This is a genomic window from Parasphingorhabdus sp. (genome assembly GCF_039982395.1).
GTDB lineage: Bacteria > Pseudomonadota > Alphaproteobacteria > Sphingomonadales > Sphingomonadaceae > Parasphingorhabdus.
Genome location: NZ_JBDWYO010000003.1, coordinates 594,072 through 611,301, shown reverse-complemented (window position 1 = coordinate 611,301; position 17,230 = coordinate 594,072). Strand labels below are relative to the sequence as shown.

Genomic DNA, 17,230 nt, shown 5'->3' with positions numbered 1-17,230 from the left:
CGACAGACGATATTTTACATCGATTTTTCATCAAAATGTTCAGAACTTCTTCTCCGAACGCATCAATCGACGGTTACCTGAAAGGTCAGGGCATATGCATCTGCAGGTCCTAATGTTGCCGCGGTTGCTACCAGAGATGTGCCGCTTATCGATGCGCCAAAGGGGTCATTTTCATCGGCTCCCGTGGCATCATCATCTTCGACCGTGGCGGCAGAACCGCAATTGGCACCGCTTTTCATTGAGGCAGCCGTATATGTGACATTGCCTGGAATATTGTCTGTTGCGGAAACCGATGTCACGGTCGCGCTGCCAGCATTGGCAACCAATATGCAATATTGCAGGACAGCGCCTGGAATGGCTTTGGGATTTGTTGTGCCGCTGACGGGGTCGCTGACAACCTGACTGATTTTGGTGACACTCAAATTTGTCGCCGGGGAGCAATAGCTAAAGTCATAAATGTTCATAAACTGGTTGCCGGGATTGGTTGGCGCGGTGGTATGATTGCCATAGACAATCGTTACCGTGTCTACCGGCGATGAGAAGGTTACGACGACATTGCCAAAGACTTGATCACCGCTCGAGGAGCCGTCCCCAATCGCGGTATTGCCGATCACATAATTGGCCGTATTGTTCGTCAGAGTCGGAATAACCGTCGCGCCGTTAAATGATCCAGTAACGGTCACTTTGTCTGCCCATTGCCCAGCCCCGAAATCGATGTCGAACATGGTGAATTGCATGCCAGGAACGGCAGTGGGTAGGGTGAGAACTGTTGTGGATACATCGAATACGCTGCTGTTGTTCATGTTGAGAAATAGCGATTGCTGGCCTGCACCATTGCCACCGGTGTTCGTTGCATTGATAGCCGGGCTTCCCGTTACAAAGGCAACATCGGTGGTGAGAGCGTAGTTGATCAAGCCCAAGCCGGTGATTGTATAATTGTTGTTTGTCGTCCCCGCTGTCCAAGCTTTCCCATCCCAATCAAACACAATCGGGGTGTTTGGACCACAAATCACACTTAAATTTGGCGGAACGCCTGCAACTCGGGTGCCGGCAACGGTTAAGCTTCGCGCAGCATAGTCATCTTCCCCCGTCGCACCGTTGTTGACTGTCGAATCGATGTCAGAATGGGATGAAGCCGTAACTTCGGCGACATTGGTTATGGTTGCACCGGCGGTTGCGCTGACTGTCGCATTGATCGTCAGGGTTCTGGTCTGGTTTGGTGCGATTGATGGCACAGCCCAAATGCCAGTGCCTAAAGTATATGTTCCACCGCCAGCAGAGACCGTGTGGCTGGTATAGGTCAAGCCGAGTGGCAGCAAATCGCTTACAACGACACCGGTGGCGGTTTGAGGGGATGAGGCCGCGTTGTTGAGCGAGACCACATATTGGATTGCGGCGCCACTGGTTGGGGTTGCATTGCTTACCGTTTTTGTCACGGAAAGATCGGCATAATTGGTTGGTACTTGAGACAAGAACAGGTCTGCTTGATAGAATGTGCCTGAATCACCTCCAGCATCATCGCATATTTCCAAGGTCCATTGGCCCGCGCCTGTCGAGCTTTCTCCATTGAATGCATTGAGCGAACTTACCGGCGCAAAATCCCTTTGATAGCCGGGAACAACGGTGCCAGCAGTGGCGGTGTCATTTGCACTATGGGTGCTGACAGAAGTCCCTATGGCGCTATCGAGCAGCACATTGAAATTGTCTGCACTTCCGCCATTGCTGTTGACGATTTGTATGCGGGTTCCGGCAGGAGATGATAACCACATCCTAAGATCGGCACGCCAAGTGTGCGCCAAAAGCACACCAATGTTAACGTCAGAAACCGTATAGCTGGTGCCGACTGCAAATGTTCGCACAAAATAATTTCCTGGAGAACAAGCTGTCGCTCCATCGTTGATTCCACCTACGGCAGAATCAGTCGAATTGGTATATTGTGTTGTTTGCGCATGGGCTGCAGATGGCAGGAATGCGGCAAGCATCAATGCAAGCAGCACGGCGCAGCGTAGCAACGCATTGCTAGCGAAGTTTGATGCTCTATCGGTGATGAAAGTCTGGCCCCAATTCATTCGCCGGGCACTAGAAGATAATGGTTAAAATATGCCTAAATCAAACGCCTAGCTTTATAGAAAACAAGATTTTACACATGTTTCTAATCGCAGCATAAAGGCTTGAAAAATAGCGCTAGTTGGTGGTTTTATGCGGTCCAATCACCGCGTCCAGCCATCCATATGCTGACTGCCGCGACGACGGCGGTATCAGCGCGCAAAATTCTAGGGCCCAGTGAAATCGGAACCGCTTGGGGCAAAGCGCGAATGGCGGCATTTTCCTGATCGCTGAATCCGCCTTCCGGTCCAATCAATATGGCGGCGGGGCCTTCATGGGCGACCAGGGCTTTGCGAAAGCTGCCCTCGCCGGTTTCATGGATGCGCTCGTCGGCGAAGAACAGGTGGCGGTCTGTCGGCCAATCGGCGAGCAATTGCGCCAGACCAATCAACGGGTCGAGTATCGGCAAGGATGTCCGCTCGCATTGTTCTGCCGCCTCCACCATATGGGCGCGGAGCTTTTCGAACTTGATGGTCTGACCCTGTGTGCGGTCGGTTTGTACGGGAATGATCTTGGCAACGCCCAGTTCGGTTGCCTTTTCGGCGATCCAGCTAAACCGGTCCTTTTTGATCGGCGCGGTGCAAAGCCAAAGATCCGGAACCGCTTCCCGCTTCCTCGTTTTCCCGTCCACCAACAAGATCAGGTCGCGTTTGCCCAATGCCGTGACATGGGCAAGATATTCGCCGGTCCGGTCATCGAACAGCTTCACCGGATTCCCTTGCTTGATCCGCATGACCTTGAGCAGATAATGCGCATGGCTGCCATCCAGCCGGATTTCAGCGCCATCCGAAAGTTCGGCATCGACAAAAAGGCGTGGGGCGCTGCGCGGTGGATAGGCGGGTGTCGCTGGCATATATCGGGATATAACCATTCCCCTTGGGCTTGTCGAAGGGCGTTTTACGGTAAAGCCCATATGGGCTTCGACAGGCCTGACTTGAATGGATATAGCTATCGCATGACTCAAAATATCGTTCCCGATTCCGAACATAAGGGCATCATTGGCCTGTTGCCCTCGGTGGCTCGGCCTTATGCGCTGCTTGCCCGCTTTGATCGCCCGATCGGTTGGTGGCTGCTATATTGGCCCTGCGCTTGGAGCATTGCCTTTGCTGGCGGGGCAGTCGAGCGATGGGACTTGCTGGTCTGGCTGCTGCTCGGCGCGATTGTGATGCGCGGAGCCGGTTGCGTCTATAATGACATTGTCGACCGCAATCTCGACCGCAAGGTTGAACGAACCCGCTCCCGCCCGTTGGCGAGCGGTGCGACGTCTTTGAAAGCGGCCTGGATATGGCTGGGAATCTTATGTCTGATCGGCCTGCTGGTTTGGTTCCAGATCAACGGGACAGCGAAGATCGTGGCGCTCGGTAGTCTCGCCTTGGTTGCCGCCTATCCGTTCATGAAGCGGATCACCTGGTGGCCGCAGGCATGGTTGGGGTTGGTATTCAGCTGGGGAGCGCTGGTCGGCTGGCTGGCGATCGAACCGCAGTTTCACTGGGCGATGGGCTTGCTGTACCTCGGCTCGATCTTCTGGGTGATCGGATATGACACGATATACGCGCTTCAGGATCTGGAGGACGACGCCTTGGTCGGTATCCGCTCCAGCGCGCTGCGTCTGGGCGACAATGTGCGCTTCGGGGTGCTGGGCTTTTACATGATTGCACTCAGCAGCTGGGCTTTGGCCTTCTGGATGTTGCGACCGCAATGGCTTGGTCTTTTGGCTCTGGCCCCTATTGGTCTGCAACTGCTTTGGCAGGTTACGACGTTGAAAAGCAGTGACGGAGAGGATGCGCTCAACAAATTCCGGTCCAATCGCTTCGCCGGTTTTCTGATGTTTCTGGCATGTCTGGTTCTCGGACAGGCTGGCTAGTCGCCAAAGGGTTTACATTGCCCCTTGCAACTTATCAGGATTGTGGCAGTTAACCGCACAGTTAATTCTGATTCCCATGACCCGGAGCTTCATCGATGAAAAAACGCCGCTTGGGCAAAAGCCCGATATATGTTTCCGACATTTGCATGGGCACGATGACTTTTGGCAGCGGTGCCGATGAGGCGATGTCGCGCAAAATCATGGACGCTTCGGTTGATGCCGGCGTCAATTTTTTCGACACAGCAGAAAACTACCCTGTGCCCCCGAAACGGGAGTGGGCAGGGGAGACCGAGAAGATTGTTGGCCGCTGGATGAAGGACAAGGATCGCGACAGTCTGATCATCGCCACCAAAGTATCCGGCCCGAGCCATGGCTGGATCGAATCCTCGCAGCGGGCCGGCATGACCGCCATGGACCGGCACAATATCGTGAGGGCGCTGGATGCCAGTCTCAAGCGGCTCCAGACCGACTATATCGATCTATACCAGACCCACTGGCCCGATCATGGCACCGCCTATGATGAAACCATGGAAGTGCTGGACGAGGAAATCCGCAAAGGAAAGATTCGCGCCATTGGCTGTTCCAATGAAACCAGCTGGGGGTTGATGAAGTCTTTAGAGGCCTCCGAGCGGCTGGGCGTTACCCGCTATTGCACCATCCAGAATAATTTCAGCATGAACAACCGCCGGTTCGAGGATGAACTGGCGCAGGTATGCCGCGAGGAAGGGGTCAGTCTGATACCTTATTCGCCTCTGGCGGGCGGCGCGCTGTCGGGCAAATATAATGACGGTGCGACTCCGGACGGCGCGCGTTTCTCTGCCTATCTCAACATGGGCGGCCGGCAAAAGAAGATGGCAGAGCGTTTCGTTAATGCCAAGTCGGAGGAATCGACCAAGCGCTTCATGGCCATTGCTGATGAGCTTGGCGTTGCGCCGGTAACGTTGGCAACCGCCTGGTCCAAGCAACATGATTTTGTGGCATCGACTATCGTTGGCGCGACTCATACCGACCAATTGCCCGATATTTTCGCTGCTTCCGATCTGGAGCTTAGCCCCGAGATGATGAAGCGCATCTACAAGATCAGTCGGGAAATCATGTACCCGATGGGGTGATGTAAAAGGAATGACAGGTGAATAGATTTCTACAGCATAGCGGCGCAAAATATCCGATCGTGCAGGCTCCGATGGGCTGGATCGCGCGGTCGCAGCTGGCGTCGGCGGTTTGCAATGCTGGTGGTTTTGGTATCATCGAGACCAGCTCCGGCGAGACTGAAAATTGCATGGCCGAGATTGCCAAGATGAAGGATCTGACCGATGCGCCTTTTGGCGTGAACCTGCCTATCATGTTTCTGAAAGACCCGGCGATCCTGACCCGAGTCTGTGAATCCGGCGTCAAATTCGTAACAACATCCGCGGGCAGCCCGCGCAAATTTGTCGGACCGCTGCAAGAGGCCGGTATCGTCGTCTATCATGCTGTGCCGACCGTTGCGGCGGCAATGGGCTGCGTGGAAGCGGGCGTCGATGGTCTGGTTGTCGAAGGCGCCGAAGGCGGTGGTTTCAAAAATCCGGAAGAAGTGTCCACCTTGGTTCTGCTGCAGGCCATCCGCAGGCAGACGGATATTCCGATGGTCGCAGCGGGCGGGATCGCAGATGGCAAGGGCATGGCGGCGGCCTTTGCTCTGGGCGCGGAAGCCGTGCAGATGGGCACGCGTTTTGTGTCCAGCGCAGAAAGCCCGGTGCACCATAATTACAAGCAAGCGATATTGGATGCCAAGGAAACCGGCACTTATATTCTCAACAAAAAAGCATCACCCTGTATCCGTGCGTTGAAGACCGAACGGACAGCAAAAATTTACGAAGACGGCCTGATGCCGCCGGACACGTTCAAAGGCATAATGGATGTCTATTTTGGTGGCGATATGGAAGCGTCCGTTGGTCTTGCCGGACAATCTTCCGGTTTGATTGACAAGGTGAAAACTGCCAAACAGATTATCGATGAAACGGTGACCGAATTTTTTGAAATCACCGAACGATTGGGCGCGCTGAACGCCGCCAAGAATTTCTAGAAACATACAAAGAAAGAGGAATTTCCAATGAGTCAATTTCCCGATGCAAAGCAATTGTTCACGACCGTTACCGAAGACGGAAAATCGATCTTGTCGATCGAACCTTATGCCGTGCCGGAGCCGAAAGATCATGAAGTCGTCGTGCAATTGGAAGCCGTGCCAATCAATCCATCCGATCTTGGCTTGCTGACCGCTGCCGCCAATATGGACAGCGTGCGCAGCGAAACGGTTGATGGTCATCCTGCGCTGGTTGCGGATGTTGAACCTGCTATGCAGCCTTTCTTCAAAGGCCGTGCGGGCAAAAAGCTTGCTGCCGGTAACGAAGGCGCGGGTACTGTGGTTGCCGCCGGTTCTTCCGATGCAGCACAAGCCTTGATGGGCAAGACCGTCACCATCGTTGGCGGCGAAATGTACCGCACCCATCGGGTGATGCCGGCCGCGATGTGCGTACCGCTTCCTGAAGGCGCGCCGGCCAAGGAAGGCGCTTCCTTGTTCGTCAATCCGATGACCGTACAGGGCTTCCTGAACACCATGCGTGCCGAAGGGCATGAAGGTCTGGTCCACACCGCCGCGGCGTCCAACCTCGGCCAGATGCTTGCCAAGCTTTGCATCAAGGAAGGCGTGCCATTGGTCGCCATCGTCCGCAATGATGCACAGAAGAAGATCCTTACCGACATTGGCCTGACCCATGTGATTGACAGCAGCAAAGACGATTTCATGGAGCTGCTGATCGCGGCTCTGGCGGAAACTGGCGCGACATTGGGCTTTGATGCGATTGGCGGCGGCAAAATGGCGAGCTACATTCTCACCGCGATGGAAAAAGCCGCCGCAGTGCGCGGCGCTGAATTCAGCGTCTATGGCTCCACCGTCAACAAGCAGGTCTATATCTATGGCCGTCTCGACACCGGCGAAACCATCCTCGGCGGCGGTCTCGGCCTCTATTGGGGCGTTGGTGGCTGGTTGCTGACCCCGCATCTTGAGAAAGTCGGCATGGAACGGATGATCGAAATGCGCATGTACACCGTCGCAGAGCGGAACGGCATTTTTAACAGCGAATATAGCAGCGAGATCAGCCTGATGGACATGATCGATCCGGACATTGCCAAAGGCTATGAGAAGAAGGCGACCGGCGAGAAGGTGCTGGTTAATCCTAGCCTGTAGCGATTTTCATCAGAAGAATATTGTCACCCATCATGCTGAACCAGTTTGAGCATGATGGGTGATATCGATCACCCAGTTAGCATCGCAATGCGCGATGTGAACAGCCGCCAAAACAGCCGTAAACCAAATGTGCGATAGCTTGGCGCATCATCGGGCAGGGGCAGGTCCGAATTCCGAAATTGTGTCTGTGTCCGCATTTCAACCGCAGGGATATCTCCGGTAAAACGCTTGGCATAAGATGACGTCCAATGCCCTTTCGAAAATTTCAGAAACATCGCCGTGTTGCAGCAGGATGCGACCATGCGCCGGGTCCGCGCGTTGAGTGAATGCTGGTATGCTTGCAACAATTCGCCGCCTTCGATGCAGCGAAACCGATCGTCGCGATAGGTTAGATAGTGAGTGCCGTCATCCTCTTCGGTGACCTTTGACGCGCCATCCAGCACCTCCAGCAGCTTGGCTCCCGCCTGACAGTCATCACAGTAACAGACACCGCTGATGATCGGCTGCCCGATGCCCTGACAGCGCACTTTACCGCACTGGCAGGAGGAGATCAGGATATCATCGGTCATAGCATTTTCTAACGCGCAAACGGGTTGGTGTCACCCATAGCTCACCACCTCCCACTCTATGCCGTCCCAGTCGAAAAAATAGAAGCGTCGCCCCGGATCATAATCATCATGGTTGAACGGTTTTAACCCAGCGGCCACCACCTTTGGTTCGACCGCATCCAGATCATCGACCGTCACGCCGATATGGTTCATCGGCTGGCCCTTGTTGAAACCGGCCCCTGCGGCACGCACCTCCGGGTTGGTGTAGAGCGCGACATAATGGGTGTCAGTCCCGATGTGGATCGTATGGCCATCCGACATTGATGGCCCCTCCCACCGGATATGCCAGCCAAATAGATCGCTTAGCAGGGCGGCGCTCCTGTGCGGATCGCTGACCGTGATGTTCGCATGTTCCAATTGTCCTTGAGTCATTTTTCATTTCCTTTCTCCTTGGTTGAATGGTCGATCCGCCAGGGCGGAAAGCGGCGATTTTCGCCGCCGTAAAACAGGCAGAGCGGGTTGTCCGCCGGGTCATGAAGCCGCGCTTCGCGCCAGCCCCAGCTCTGGTCGGTCGGCTCTATGTCAAAGGCGATGCCCTCGTTTTCCAGTCGCGCGACGGTTGCGTCGAGATTGTCGCATTCGAAATAGATCATGGTCGTTTGTGGCCCGATCTTGTCGACCCTGTGCAGCGAAAAGGTTTCTCCGCTTGGCGTCTCGAACCGTGCATAGCGGGGCGGCGCATCCACAATCTGGGTGAGGCCCAATTGGCGGTAAAAGGCCACGGACCGGTCATAATCGATGCATCCGACGGTGACTTGATTGAGCTTCATATCCAAATTCCTTGTTGTTCCGGCATCGGTTCACTGGAAGGATTGGAAGCATGTTTGCCGTCTCGCGACCGGCCTTTGGAGCTTACCAATTCTCCATGCTTGCGATTCGTACAACCTCAAGTTAAGTTGAGGTCAAGCTATAATTTTCTCGCCCATTGCGCAGCCATGGAGGGGAGAGACTTGGAGATGAATATGTCCGAAACCAAAGCCCTGACCATCGGCGCGCTTGCCAGCCGTACCGGCCTCTCGGTCTCTGCCATTCGCTTCTATGAGGAAAAGGGGCTGGTCGAACCCTTCCGCTCCGCCGGTGGCCAGCGGCGGTTCCTGCGCTCGGACATCCGCCGGCTCAGCTTCGTCCTGATCGCCCAGCAACTGGGCCTGAGTATCGGCGAGATTGAAGGCCTGCTGGTCAGGCTACCCCATGGCCGAACCCCGACACAGGCCGACTGGACCCGGATCAGCAAGGCGATGCGCAAGGTGATCGAGGCCCGGATCGCGGAACTCGAAAGGACCCGCGACCGGCTGGATGGCTGCATCGGATGCGGCTGTCTCAGCCTGAAGAAATGCGCGCTCTATAATCCAGAGGACCGGGCCGGACTGAAGGGGCCGGGGCCAAGACTGGTCCTGGAGGATTGAGCTTCAGCTGATTTGGCGGGAGCGAGTCTCGCGGCTGTTGAACAGCAGGAAAAAGCCGGTGAACGTGGGGCCCAAAATCGCGCCGCCCGCTGCCAATATATAGCCGTGGCCGACATCAAGATATTGCGGCGGAATAACGTCCAGAGCATACCAAAGCGCATGCATCCACAGGAGTATGACCGGAGCGAAGGCGAAGTTGGAGGCAAAGACCATCACTTCATGCCAGAGATGTTCCCGCCCCAAATATTGGAACAGCAGTGCGATTGAGGGAAAGGCAATCATGGATATGCCGGACACCAAATAAAATCCGCCACCAGAGGTTACGGCCATGCTCGGTTCGCCCAGTTGCAGTCCCCAATAGATTTGGAAAACACCCGCCAATAGCGAGCTGCTATAAAAAGCGTTGCGTGCGTGTGTCGATTTCTCATCGCGGATCATCAGCCAAACACCGGAGACCATTGCGGTGCAGATCGCGGCGGTGAAGATGATGTTTTGCAAGGTTTTGCCATCAAATAATGCCAAGTCGGCGGCCAATGTGCTGGCAGGCACGATGCTGCTGGCTACCGACCAGCTGCCCAGTCCCGGAAAGATCATATATTGTGCCACGGCGGAGATCACGCCCATTGCCGTCAAGACCGTGACAGCGACGGAAAGCGGGCGGCTGGGCGGAATGATTGCTATGGGCTTGGATCTGACCGGTGAAGCGGCCCGGTTCCATGCGAAAATCAGATAACCAACCAGCAGGCTTTGCCAGAAGGTCAGGATATTGACCAGGTTGTTGACCTCTCCGTGTGTCAGGTGCGGGTAAATCGATCCGAATATGATCCAGTCCAAACGCTGTATTGGCGCATTGATGAAGGCGACAAATGTGTAAAGCTGAAAGCCGAAATGGAGCGCGAAATTGCGTTTCTTGATGAAGTAGATCGCCAGTGTCTGCGTGACCAGGGTGCTGATCACCAGGAACCACAGTTGAATGTAGAATGTGAACCCCTGAAACGTATCGGCAACGCCCGTGTGCAGCAGATGATAGATGCTGGCGAAGATCATCGTATAAGCCGCCAATATATAGGTCCCGCCAATGGCGCGATGGGCTTTGCGATAGCTCTTGCGGAAGCCGGGCCAAAACTGGAATATCCCCAAGATGATACAGGCCCCGCCCAAAAACATATGCAGGCTCAGGACGGATTTCTGAGGATCCGTCATCGAGGCATAATAGCGGGTCGGGTCGGTTGTCCCATTGGAGCCAAAGCCAAAGTAGGTGCCGGTTATGCCGGCCATGAAGTTGTTCCAATAGGGATAGGCCTGCTGAGTCTCTTCCGCGACGTCCGCATAGGGGACGCCGGCGTTCCCCTTAGCCTCGACACTGTCATATATGGCGACATAGCTCTCATCATAGCTTGATGGCAGCGTATGTTTGCCAGCTTCCATTGCCATGAACGCGTAAAATGCGATGCCCAGAGCGAAGATGATCCAGATCAGGTTCAAGCCCAGAGCCGATGGCCGTGTTTGCATTCTCATCGTTTACTCCGGATTGGTCCGCCCCACTTCTCTTCCCGTATATAGACTTAATGTTGCAAAAACAACATTAAGTTGTAACTGCAACATTATTGGCTAATCTCTTGTTTCCTGCAATCAAAGCGGATAGCAAAAATCATGGCGCCTCCACCGGAAGATATATTGCCCTCGACGATGTTCCTGTCGGACGTTGAAGACCAGAAAACGGGCGAACTGATGCAAACGATCAGCCTCTCGCGCAGTCCCCTGGCGTTGCTGTCCTTTGCCGCAAACCGTTTCACCGGTGCTGCCGCAGCCTTTTTTCAGGAGCAGAATGATCTTGGGTCCGTGGATTGGCGCATGCTGTTCATGCTCGCACAACAGCCCGGCATCACGGCGGCGCGCGCGTCCAAGACAATCGTTGTAGACAAAGGGCAGGTTAGTCGATGCCTGCATCGGCTGGCTAAAAGAAAACTGGCCATAGCCGGGGAATTGCATGCCAATGGGCGTAGCCGCGGCTGGCGCCTAACCGAGGCGGGTCGCGAAATGCACGACAAGATATTGCAGGCGTCGCTCGACAATCAGCAAAAGCTTCTCTCGGGATTTGCTCCAGAGGAAGTTGAGCAATTGTGCAGCCTTATTCAGCGGTTTCTCGTGAATCTGGAAGCGCTGGAATCCGAACCCGGTCCTGAATTACGCTTGGGTGATTCTTAGGTTCCTAAGGCGCAGTTTTCCGCGAACATGTTATTGCTTCTCTGGCAGATCGACTGGACTTTTTTTGGGCGCAGGATCCACCAGCATCAGGACTTCTCCTGCATCTGCTGTCTTTTATGTCAGCTTCCGATGGCTTTGGCGGAGACAATGCATAGACCGCTTACTCCGCTGCCAATAGTTCTTCCGCGGCATTCAGATCGACGGATACGAGCTGCGAAATTCCTCGCTCGATCATTGTGACGCCGAACAAGCGGTGCATCCGGCTCATCGTCACGGCATTATGGGTGACGATCAGGTAGCGCGTGTTGGTTTCCGCCACCATCTTGTCGAGCAAATCACAAAAGCGCTCGATATTCGCATCATCCAGCGGCGCATCGACTTCATCAAGCACGCAAATTGGTGCCGGATTGGTTAGAAAAAGACCAAAAATAAGTGCCACAGCGGTTAAAGCTTGTTCGCCGCCCGACAGCAGGGTGAGCGAGGTCAGTTTCTTGCCCGGCGGCTGTGCCATGATCTCCAGCCCGGCTTCCAGCGGATCATCGCTGTTGATCAGTTCCAGATGGGCTTTGCCACCGTCGAACAGCGTAGAGAAGAGCCGCTGGAAATGCTGGTCCACTTCCTCAAATGCGGCGAGCAGACGCTGGCGTCCTTCGCGATTGAGGCTTCCGATAGATCCGCGTAGCTGGTTGATGGCTTCGTTGAGGTCCTGACTTTCTTGGGTCGATTTTTCCCATTCGCCTTCCAGTTCGGCAAGTTCGTCGGCGGCGACCAGATTGACTGGGCCGATCCGTTCGCGGCTCAGCGTCAGCCGTTCCAGTTCCGCGGATTCCAGCGACGCATCGCCAACCGTCTTTTCATCAAACTCCAGTTTTCTCGGTAAAACCGCGGCGGGGCATTCAAACTTCTCTGCCGATATCCGGCCCATTTCCATCCGCCGCAGATCCTGATTTTCGGCGCGGGCTTTGGCGCCGGCGCGGGCCTCGCGCGCTTGGCTGAGCATTTCACTGGCATGGTTGAGCCGGCCTTCATGATCGCGCTGGGCCAGTTCCGCTGTTTGTAGGGCAGCATCTTTCTCCGCAACCTTTGCGGTGAGCGCGTCCTGCTGTTCCGACAGTTTGCTGACTTCTACCTCGATCACCCGCGGTCGATCGGCGAGATTCTCGACCTCGGTCTCGATGAGCGCGCCCCGCTTGGCCATTTCCGCCATGCGGGTTTCGGCTTCACCGGAGCGGTCCTGCCAGGACTTGATCTGGGCGCTGGCGACAGCCTTCTGTTCCTTCACCTGCGCCAGCTTCTGGTCGATCGAGGAGAGTGCTGCCTGAGAATTCATGACCTGACCACGCGCGGCATCGCGTTGATCCTGCAAGGCGGCCCGCGTCTGTTCCTGGGCCGCGCCATCCGGCTGGCTATTGCGTTCCTTTTTCGCAGCTTCCAGTTCGGTCAAGGCGGTCGCGGTTTCCGCTTTAAGCGCAGCGTCGCGTTCGGCCAGACTGGCGGTGCGCTTCTGCAGCCATGATAGCGCTTCCTCGGCTTGATCGGCTTCCCGCAGCGCCTGTCGCAGCGCTTCTTCGGCATCGCGTCGGGCATTGCGGGCGTCGGCCAAAGATGTTTCGATCGCAGACATGGCTTCGCGTTGTGCAACCAGAACTGTTTCCGCTGTGTCCACATCATTCTGTGCCGGGAGCAACAATCCCTGCAATTGCCGAAGCCGATTGGCCCGTACCAGCCGTTCGGCGCTGGCATTGCCGTCATCGCGCGCCACGAAGCCATCCCATCGGCGCAGAGCACCCGATTTGGTGACCAGACGCTGGCCCACTGCGAGTGTTTGCCCGTCATCGCTTTCCGCGACAAAAATCTGTGACAGGCGGTTGTGCAATTCCGTTGGTGCCTGAACCTGATCCAGCAAAGTTTCTGTTCGCGACGGTGCTGCACCAGAAGCGGAGATATTGCCGCCGCCCCAGAAACGGTCGCCATCTTCGCCAATGGATGCGAGCAGATCATCGCCCAGAGCCGCCGCCAAAGCGCGTTCATACCCGGCCGCTGCTTTGACCTGATCAATCGCTTTGTGAGTGCTTTCGGCTTTTGACAGCTCGCGATCCAAAGCATCATGTTCAGATTTCAAACCCGCCAATTCTGCCTTCAACGACGCAAGGCCGGATTGGGCCGAATCCCGGGCCGCATTGGCTTGTATCCGTTGTTCATCCAACGTCGCAATCTTGGCACCGCTGCTATCTGCCGTGGCTTGCGCGGTTTCCCGCGTGGCAATGGCTTCCGTGAGAGCGGCGTTTAATTGTGCTTCGTCGCCCATTTCGGCGCGTTCGGCATTCAGCCGGTCCAGCTCCACTGCCAGACGATCATGGCGTGCTTGGGCTGCGTCGACGGCGGCATTGGCAACCTTTATCTCCGCCTGGATGCGGGCTTCCTCGGCAACCGCCTTGGCGAGGTCAACTTCGGTTTCGCTGGCCGCCCGTTCCGCCTTCTCCGCGTCGCGTTCGAGACCGGGCCGTTCGTTGCTCAGGTCAGACAATTCTGTGGAGAGCCTCTTTTCATCTTGCTCCAGACGCGCCAGCGCTTCCATGGCATCGCGGGTCAGCTGGTCTTCGCGGGCATTGTCTTCCTGGATGCGTTGCGCTTGCGCTTGCAGATCGAGCAGCCGCGATTTCAGATTGTCCCGTTCGTTGGTCAGGGTCAGTAAACGGTGGCTGGATTCGCTGGCATCTTCGCGCGCGCGCTGGACCTCGTCGCGAAGTATGCCGAGCGCTTTGGCGCTTTCATTCTGCGCCGACACTGCCGCTTGCTGTTCATTCTGTGCCGCGTTGACTTTTGCTTCTGCGGTTTCCGCTTCGGCCCGGGCGACATCGGCGGCAGCGGCGGCCTCCTGCCAACGCGCATAGATCAGGCGGGCTTCAACTGTGGTAATTTCCGTGCTGAGTTTCTTGTAGCGTTCGGCCTGTTTGGCTTGCCGACGCAAATTGGCGGTGCGCTGTTCCATATCGCCCAATATGTCGTCGAGACGGGCGAGGTTCTTCTCGGCTGCGCGCAATTTCTGCTCTGCATCCTTACGGCGGACATGCAGGCCGGAAATGCCAGCGGCTTCTTCCAGCATTTCGCGCCGGGCTTCGGGTTTGGAAGAAATGATGTTCGATATCTTGCCCTGACTGACCAAGGCCGGGCTGTGCGCGCCGGTAGCGGCATCGGCAAAGATCAGCGCAATATCCTTGGCCCGGACATCGGTACCATTGGCGCGGTAGGCAGAGCCGGCGCCGCGTTCGATCCGCCGGACAATCTCTAGCTCGCTGTCATTGTCCCCGACATGCAGCGATGACACGTCGTTGGTTTCGCGCTCTGCGGTCAAGGACACTTCCGCGAACTGGCGTTCTGGTCGATCCTGTGTTCCGGCGAAAATCACATCTTCCATGCCAGCGCCACGCATCGACTTGGCGGAATTTTCGCCCATCACCCAGCGAATGGCTTCGAGCAGGTTGGATTTTCCGCAGCCGTTAGGGCCGACCACGCCGGTCAGCCCTTTCTCGATGCGCAGCTCTGCCGGATCGACAAAGCTTTTGAAGCCCGAGAGTCTGAGCTTCTTTATTTGCATGAAATAGGCTCCATGCAGCCTGTATCAGTCACCAAATTCAAATCGCACCCTCTCTCGCGATTGGTCCAGCGCTTATCGAGCGCCAGCCTCCTTCAGCTTCGTTTCCACCATGGTCCAATTTGCTGCATCGATTTTTTGTCCGTTGATCAGGAATGTCGGTGTTCCGGATATATCAAGGTCATCGACCGCTTTTTGCGTATCGGTCATCAGTTTTTCAGCGGCTGCCGTATCGGCCAAACATGCCTTTGCCTGATCTTCGGAAATGCCACGCTGTTGGAAAAAGCTGACCAGACCAAGCTGTTCAGCAAGGCGGACAAACCGCGTTTCCGGGGCAGCGCTCAATATGTTGGTATAGGTTGCTTCGCCCATCGCTTGCGCTTTTTCAAACATCGTGGCTTGATAGCCTAGGGCCTGTTCGGTCAAAGGGAAGAACGGGCCTTCGCCGCCGCAGCGGGACAATATGGCCGCAGAAAGATCCAGCGGATCGCGAACAAAATTGCGAATTTCAAAACTGACACGGCCGGTTTCGACATAATTGTCGCGCAGTGGGGCAAAGCCTTGTTCGCCAAAATCCTTACAATGCGAGCAGGTGATCGACATATATTCGACCAGTTTAATCGGTGCTTCAGGATTGCCCATGACAATGCCACCAGCTTCGGTTTTGGTCACTGTTTCAGACCATTTTGTCCCCGCGGGTGCTTCGACAGCTTCCGCGGCACCGGAGGAGCTTGCTCCGGCTTCGCCTTCGGTCGCCTCGCCACAGGCGGTCAGGGCCAAGGCCAGAGCCAAGGGAGCAATATAGTTGAAAGTGCGCATATTCATGTTCCTGTTTTCTAGAATAATCTAAATATTATTGGGGGAGGGCTACCAGATTGGGCCGCAAGGCTGTCCAGCTGTGAACCTTCGCAAGCGGTTTGCCAGCGATCGTGAAACTGGGCGTTCCGGTAAGTTTGAGTGTCTTTGTCGCATGGGTGGTCATGGCCAAAATTTTATCCTGCTCGGTCTTGTTCGACAGGCAGGCATTAATCTGGCTTGCTGAAAAACCCCGATCCTTCATCAAGGAATCAAGGCCGGCCGCAGCAGCGATTTTTTTCAACCGCTCCGGCACGGTCCCGTTGTTGAGAGTCTTCATGACCTCTGGAGAGGTCGACTGGAATGTCTTCAACCAACTTGACTGCTGGAGCAGCAATGCCCGGTGATTGCCGAAGAATTTCGTCCGGCCACCGCAGCGCGCCAGCATCGCCGCGGTCAGGTCAATCGGGTTGAGAATGAAATTCCGGATCTCGAAGCTGACGTGACCCTTTTTGATATAGTTTGCGGTCAGGGCTGTGTGGGAATCTTTTTCAAACGCCGCACAATGATTGCACGTGTAGCTCATATATTCTGCCAATTTATGCTTGGCGAGGGGATTGCCCATGACATGGCCGCCCATGGCCGAGTTGGTTACGCGCTGGGACCAGTCAGTTTCTTGGGCAGCTGCAGGTGAGGCTACCGCCACGGCTGTCACCAATGCCGAAGCAATATACGCGCTTCTAAACTTCATATCTGGTCCTTCTTCTTGTCACCGCCACCGATCTTGCCGATGACTTTTATACTCAATTGGCTATCGTTCTTAGGGTCCGATTCCGCCTTTGCAACCGCAGATGCTAGCGATTCCAGCACCCGGTTCAATTCCGCGTCGCCAATATCGCGCAGGTTTTCGCCCAGCTGGATTGGCGCAGGCTTGAGCGAGGCGGGCAGAGGAACCCTTTTTTCCTTATCTTTCTTAGGGGTTACAGTACCTTGTCTGAATCGTATCTGACTGATCGCGCCATAGCCGAAAAAGCGGTTTACCCTTTCGATAATATCCGGCGCGATATGCTGCATCATCGTCGCATAGGCACCGGTAACCAGCAAATGCAGTGTTCCGCCTTCTTTTTCTCCGCGCGGAAAGCGGATCGATTCGGGTAGGGATACTGCGGCATAGCGTTCGCCGACAATTTCTGCCCAGCGGCTGACCACAGAGCTTTGGATGAAACCATAGCGGCGAAAGGCCGCGCGACCGATTTCGGGCATCAGGTCGGAGATGCTTTTCGCCGGACCGCCCCGTGGCCTTTGGTATTTTTGATATTTCCGGACTGACGATTCTTTGGACACAGGCTTACCGGTCCGGGCGGTTTTCGCCTTTTCGTCGCCATTTGTGCCTATTTTCTTCGCCATATTGGTCTTTTATGG

The 17,230-nt window shown here is 55.5% G+C and carries 16 protein-coding genes; 6 read left to right on the top strand and 10 right to left on the bottom strand.

The window, feature by feature from the left end; all coding sequences use genetic code 11:
• Positions 1-62 precede the first annotated feature (62 nt).
• Positions 63-1,859 (bottom strand): proprotein convertase P-domain-containing protein, encoded by a 1,797-nt coding sequence (locus ABJV08_RS09480; protein ID WP_348039346.1) that lies wholly within the window; start codon positions 1,857-1,859, stop codon positions 63-65.
• 338 nt (positions 1,860-2,197) lie between these two features.
• Complete coding sequence (locus tag ABJV08_RS09475; protein WP_348039345.1) at positions 2,198-2,959, bottom strand: 16S rRNA (uracil(1498)-N(3))-methyltransferase; 762 nt, start codon at positions 2,957-2,959, stop codon at positions 2,198-2,200.
• 102 nt (positions 2,960-3,061) lie between these two features.
• On the opposite strand from ABJV08_RS09475, the gene ubiA reads away from it, so the two are divergent.
• From ubiA to ABJV08_RS09455, 4 genes are all read left to right on the top strand, one after another.
• Entirely contained in the window at positions 3,062-3,970 is a 909-nt protein-coding gene (ubiA, locus tag ABJV08_RS09470; RefSeq protein WP_348039344.1) for a 4-hydroxybenzoate octaprenyltransferase, read from the top strand.
• A gap of 95 nt (positions 3,971-4,065) precedes the next feature.
• Complete coding sequence (locus ABJV08_RS09465; RefSeq protein WP_348039343.1) at positions 4,066-5,082, top strand: aldo/keto reductase; 1,017 nt, start codon at positions 4,066-4,068, stop codon at positions 5,080-5,082.
• Between the two features lie 17 nt (positions 5,083-5,099).
• A complete protein-coding gene (locus ABJV08_RS09460) occupies positions 5,100-6,035 on the top strand; it encodes a nitronate monooxygenase family protein (RefSeq protein ID WP_348039342.1) in 936 nt (311 codons plus the stop codon).
• A gap of 27 nt (positions 6,036-6,062) precedes the next feature.
• A complete protein-coding gene (locus ABJV08_RS09455) occupies positions 6,063-7,196 on the top strand; it encodes an NADH oxidase (protein WP_348039341.1) in 1,134 nt (377 codons plus the stop codon).
• A 68-nt stretch (positions 7,197-7,264) separates the two neighbouring features.
• On the opposite strand, the gene ABJV08_RS09450 is transcribed toward ABJV08_RS09455, so the two are convergent.
• Genes ABJV08_RS09450 through ABJV08_RS09440 form a run of 3 tightly spaced genes read right to left on the bottom strand, consistent with a single transcriptional unit; the run spans position 7,265 to position 8,574 of the window.
• Entirely contained in the window at positions 7,265-7,765 is a 501-nt protein-coding gene (locus tag ABJV08_RS09450; protein WP_348039340.1) for a hypothetical protein, read from the bottom strand.
• A gap of 30 nt (positions 7,766-7,795) precedes the next feature.
• Entirely contained in the window at positions 7,796-8,176 is a 381-nt protein-coding gene (locus tag ABJV08_RS09445) for a VOC family protein (RefSeq protein ID WP_348039339.1), read from the bottom strand.
• Positions 8,173-8,574: a VOC family protein gene (locus ABJV08_RS09440; RefSeq protein WP_348039338.1), complete on the bottom strand. Its 402-nt coding sequence runs from the start codon at positions 8,572-8,574 to the stop codon at positions 8,173-8,175. Before ABJV08_RS09440 ends, ABJV08_RS09445 begins: the two co-directional genes overlap by 4 nt.
• A 165-nt stretch (positions 8,575-8,739) precedes the next feature.
• On the opposite strand from ABJV08_RS09440, the gene soxR reads away from it, so the two are divergent.
• Positions 8,740-9,210, top strand: a complete 471-nt coding sequence (soxR, locus tag ABJV08_RS09435; RefSeq protein WP_348116264.1) for a redox-sensitive transcriptional activator SoxR — start codon at positions 8,740-8,742, stop codon at positions 9,208-9,210.
• Positions 9,211-9,213: 3 nt separating this feature from the next.
• Here the strand turns inward: soxR and ABJV08_RS09430 are convergent, their stop codons facing one another.
• Positions 9,214-10,728, bottom strand: coding sequence for a DUF2306 domain-containing protein (locus ABJV08_RS09430; RefSeq protein WP_348039336.1), 1,515 nt, complete (start codon positions 10,726-10,728; stop codon positions 9,214-9,216).
• 135 nt (positions 10,729-10,863) lie between these two features.
• Between ABJV08_RS09430 and ABJV08_RS09425 the strand changes: the two genes are divergently transcribed.
• Entirely contained in the window at positions 10,864-11,418 is a 555-nt protein-coding gene (locus ABJV08_RS09425; RefSeq protein ID WP_348039335.1) for a MarR family winged helix-turn-helix transcriptional regulator, read from the top strand.
• Between the two features lie 160 nt (positions 11,419-11,578).
• Here ABJV08_RS09425 and smc read toward each other — a convergent pair whose 3' ends face one another.
• The 4 genes from smc to ABJV08_RS09405 form a co-directional block, all read right to left on the bottom strand.
• The gene (smc, locus tag ABJV08_RS09420; protein WP_348039334.1) at positions 11,579-15,016 is read right to left on the bottom strand and encodes a chromosome segregation protein SMC; all 3,438 of its coding nucleotides are present in this window, start codon (positions 15,014-15,016) and stop codon (positions 11,579-11,581) included.
• Positions 15,017-15,088: 72 nt separating this feature from the next.
• Positions 15,089-15,832, bottom strand: coding sequence for a thioredoxin domain-containing protein (locus ABJV08_RS09415; RefSeq protein ID WP_348039333.1), 744 nt, complete (start codon positions 15,830-15,832; stop codon positions 15,089-15,091).
• A gap of 34 nt (positions 15,833-15,866) precedes the next feature.
• Positions 15,867-16,559 (bottom strand): thioredoxin domain-containing protein, encoded by a 693-nt coding sequence (locus tag ABJV08_RS09410; protein WP_348039332.1) that lies wholly within the window; start codon positions 16,557-16,559, stop codon positions 15,867-15,869.
• The gene (locus ABJV08_RS09405) at positions 16,556-17,215 is read right to left on the bottom strand and encodes a DciA family protein (RefSeq protein ID WP_348039331.1); all 660 of its coding nucleotides are present in this window, start codon (positions 17,213-17,215) and stop codon (positions 16,556-16,558) included. The genes ABJV08_RS09410 and ABJV08_RS09405 overlap by 4 nt, the downstream gene beginning before the upstream one ends.
• Positions 17,216-17,230: the final 15 nt, after the last annotated feature.

Bases quoted from the DNA above. Each gene is read 5' to 3' on its own strand.
- ABJV08_RS09450 (WP_348039340.1), bottom strand. From the start codon at position 7,765: ATGACCGATGATATCCTGATCTCCTCCTGCCAGTGCGGTAAAGTGCGC.
- ABJV08_RS09445 (WP_348039339.1), bottom strand. From the start codon at position 8,176: ATGACTCAAGGACAATTGGAACATGCGAACATCACGGTCAGCGATCCG.
- ABJV08_RS09430 (WP_348039336.1), bottom strand. From the start codon at position 10,728: ATGAGAATGCAAACACGGCCATCGGCTCTGGGCTTGAACCTGATCTGG.
- smc (WP_348039334.1), bottom strand. From the start codon at position 15,016: ATGCAAATAAAGAAGCTCAGACTCTCGGGCTTCAAAAGCTTTGTCGAT.
- ABJV08_RS09475 (WP_348039345.1), bottom strand. From the start codon at position 2,959: ATGCCAGCGACACCCGCCTATCCACCGCGCAGCGCCCCACGCCTTTTT.
- ABJV08_RS09425 (WP_348039335.1), top strand. From the start codon at position 10,864: ATGGCGCCTCCACCGGAAGATATATTGCCCTCGACGATGTTCCTGTCG.
- ABJV08_RS09455 (WP_348039341.1), top strand. From the start codon at position 6,063: ATGAGTCAATTTCCCGATGCAAAGCAATTGTTCACGACCGTTACCGAA.
- ABJV08_RS09410 (WP_348039332.1), bottom strand. From the start codon at position 16,559: ATGAAGTTTAGAAGCGCGTATATTGCTTCGGCATTGGTGACAGCCGTG.
- ABJV08_RS09465 (WP_348039343.1), top strand. From the start codon at position 4,066: ATGAAAAAACGCCGCTTGGGCAAAAGCCCGATATATGTTTCCGACATT.
- ubiA (WP_348039344.1), top strand. From the start codon at position 3,062: ATGACTCAAAATATCGTTCCCGATTCCGAACATAAGGGCATCATTGGC.
- ABJV08_RS09440 (WP_348039338.1), bottom strand. From the start codon at position 8,574: ATGAAGCTCAATCAAGTCACCGTCGGATGCATCGATTATGACCGGTCC.
- ABJV08_RS09405 (WP_348039331.1), bottom strand. From the start codon at position 17,215: ATGGCGAAGAAAATAGGCACAAATGGCGACGAAAAGGCGAAAACCGCC.
- ABJV08_RS09415 (WP_348039333.1), bottom strand. From the start codon at position 15,832: ATGCGCACTTTCAACTATATTGCTCCCTTGGCTCTGGCCTTGGCCCTG.
- soxR (WP_348116264.1), top strand. From the start codon at position 8,740: ATGGAGGGGAGAGACTTGGAGATGAATATGTCCGAAACCAAAGCCCTG.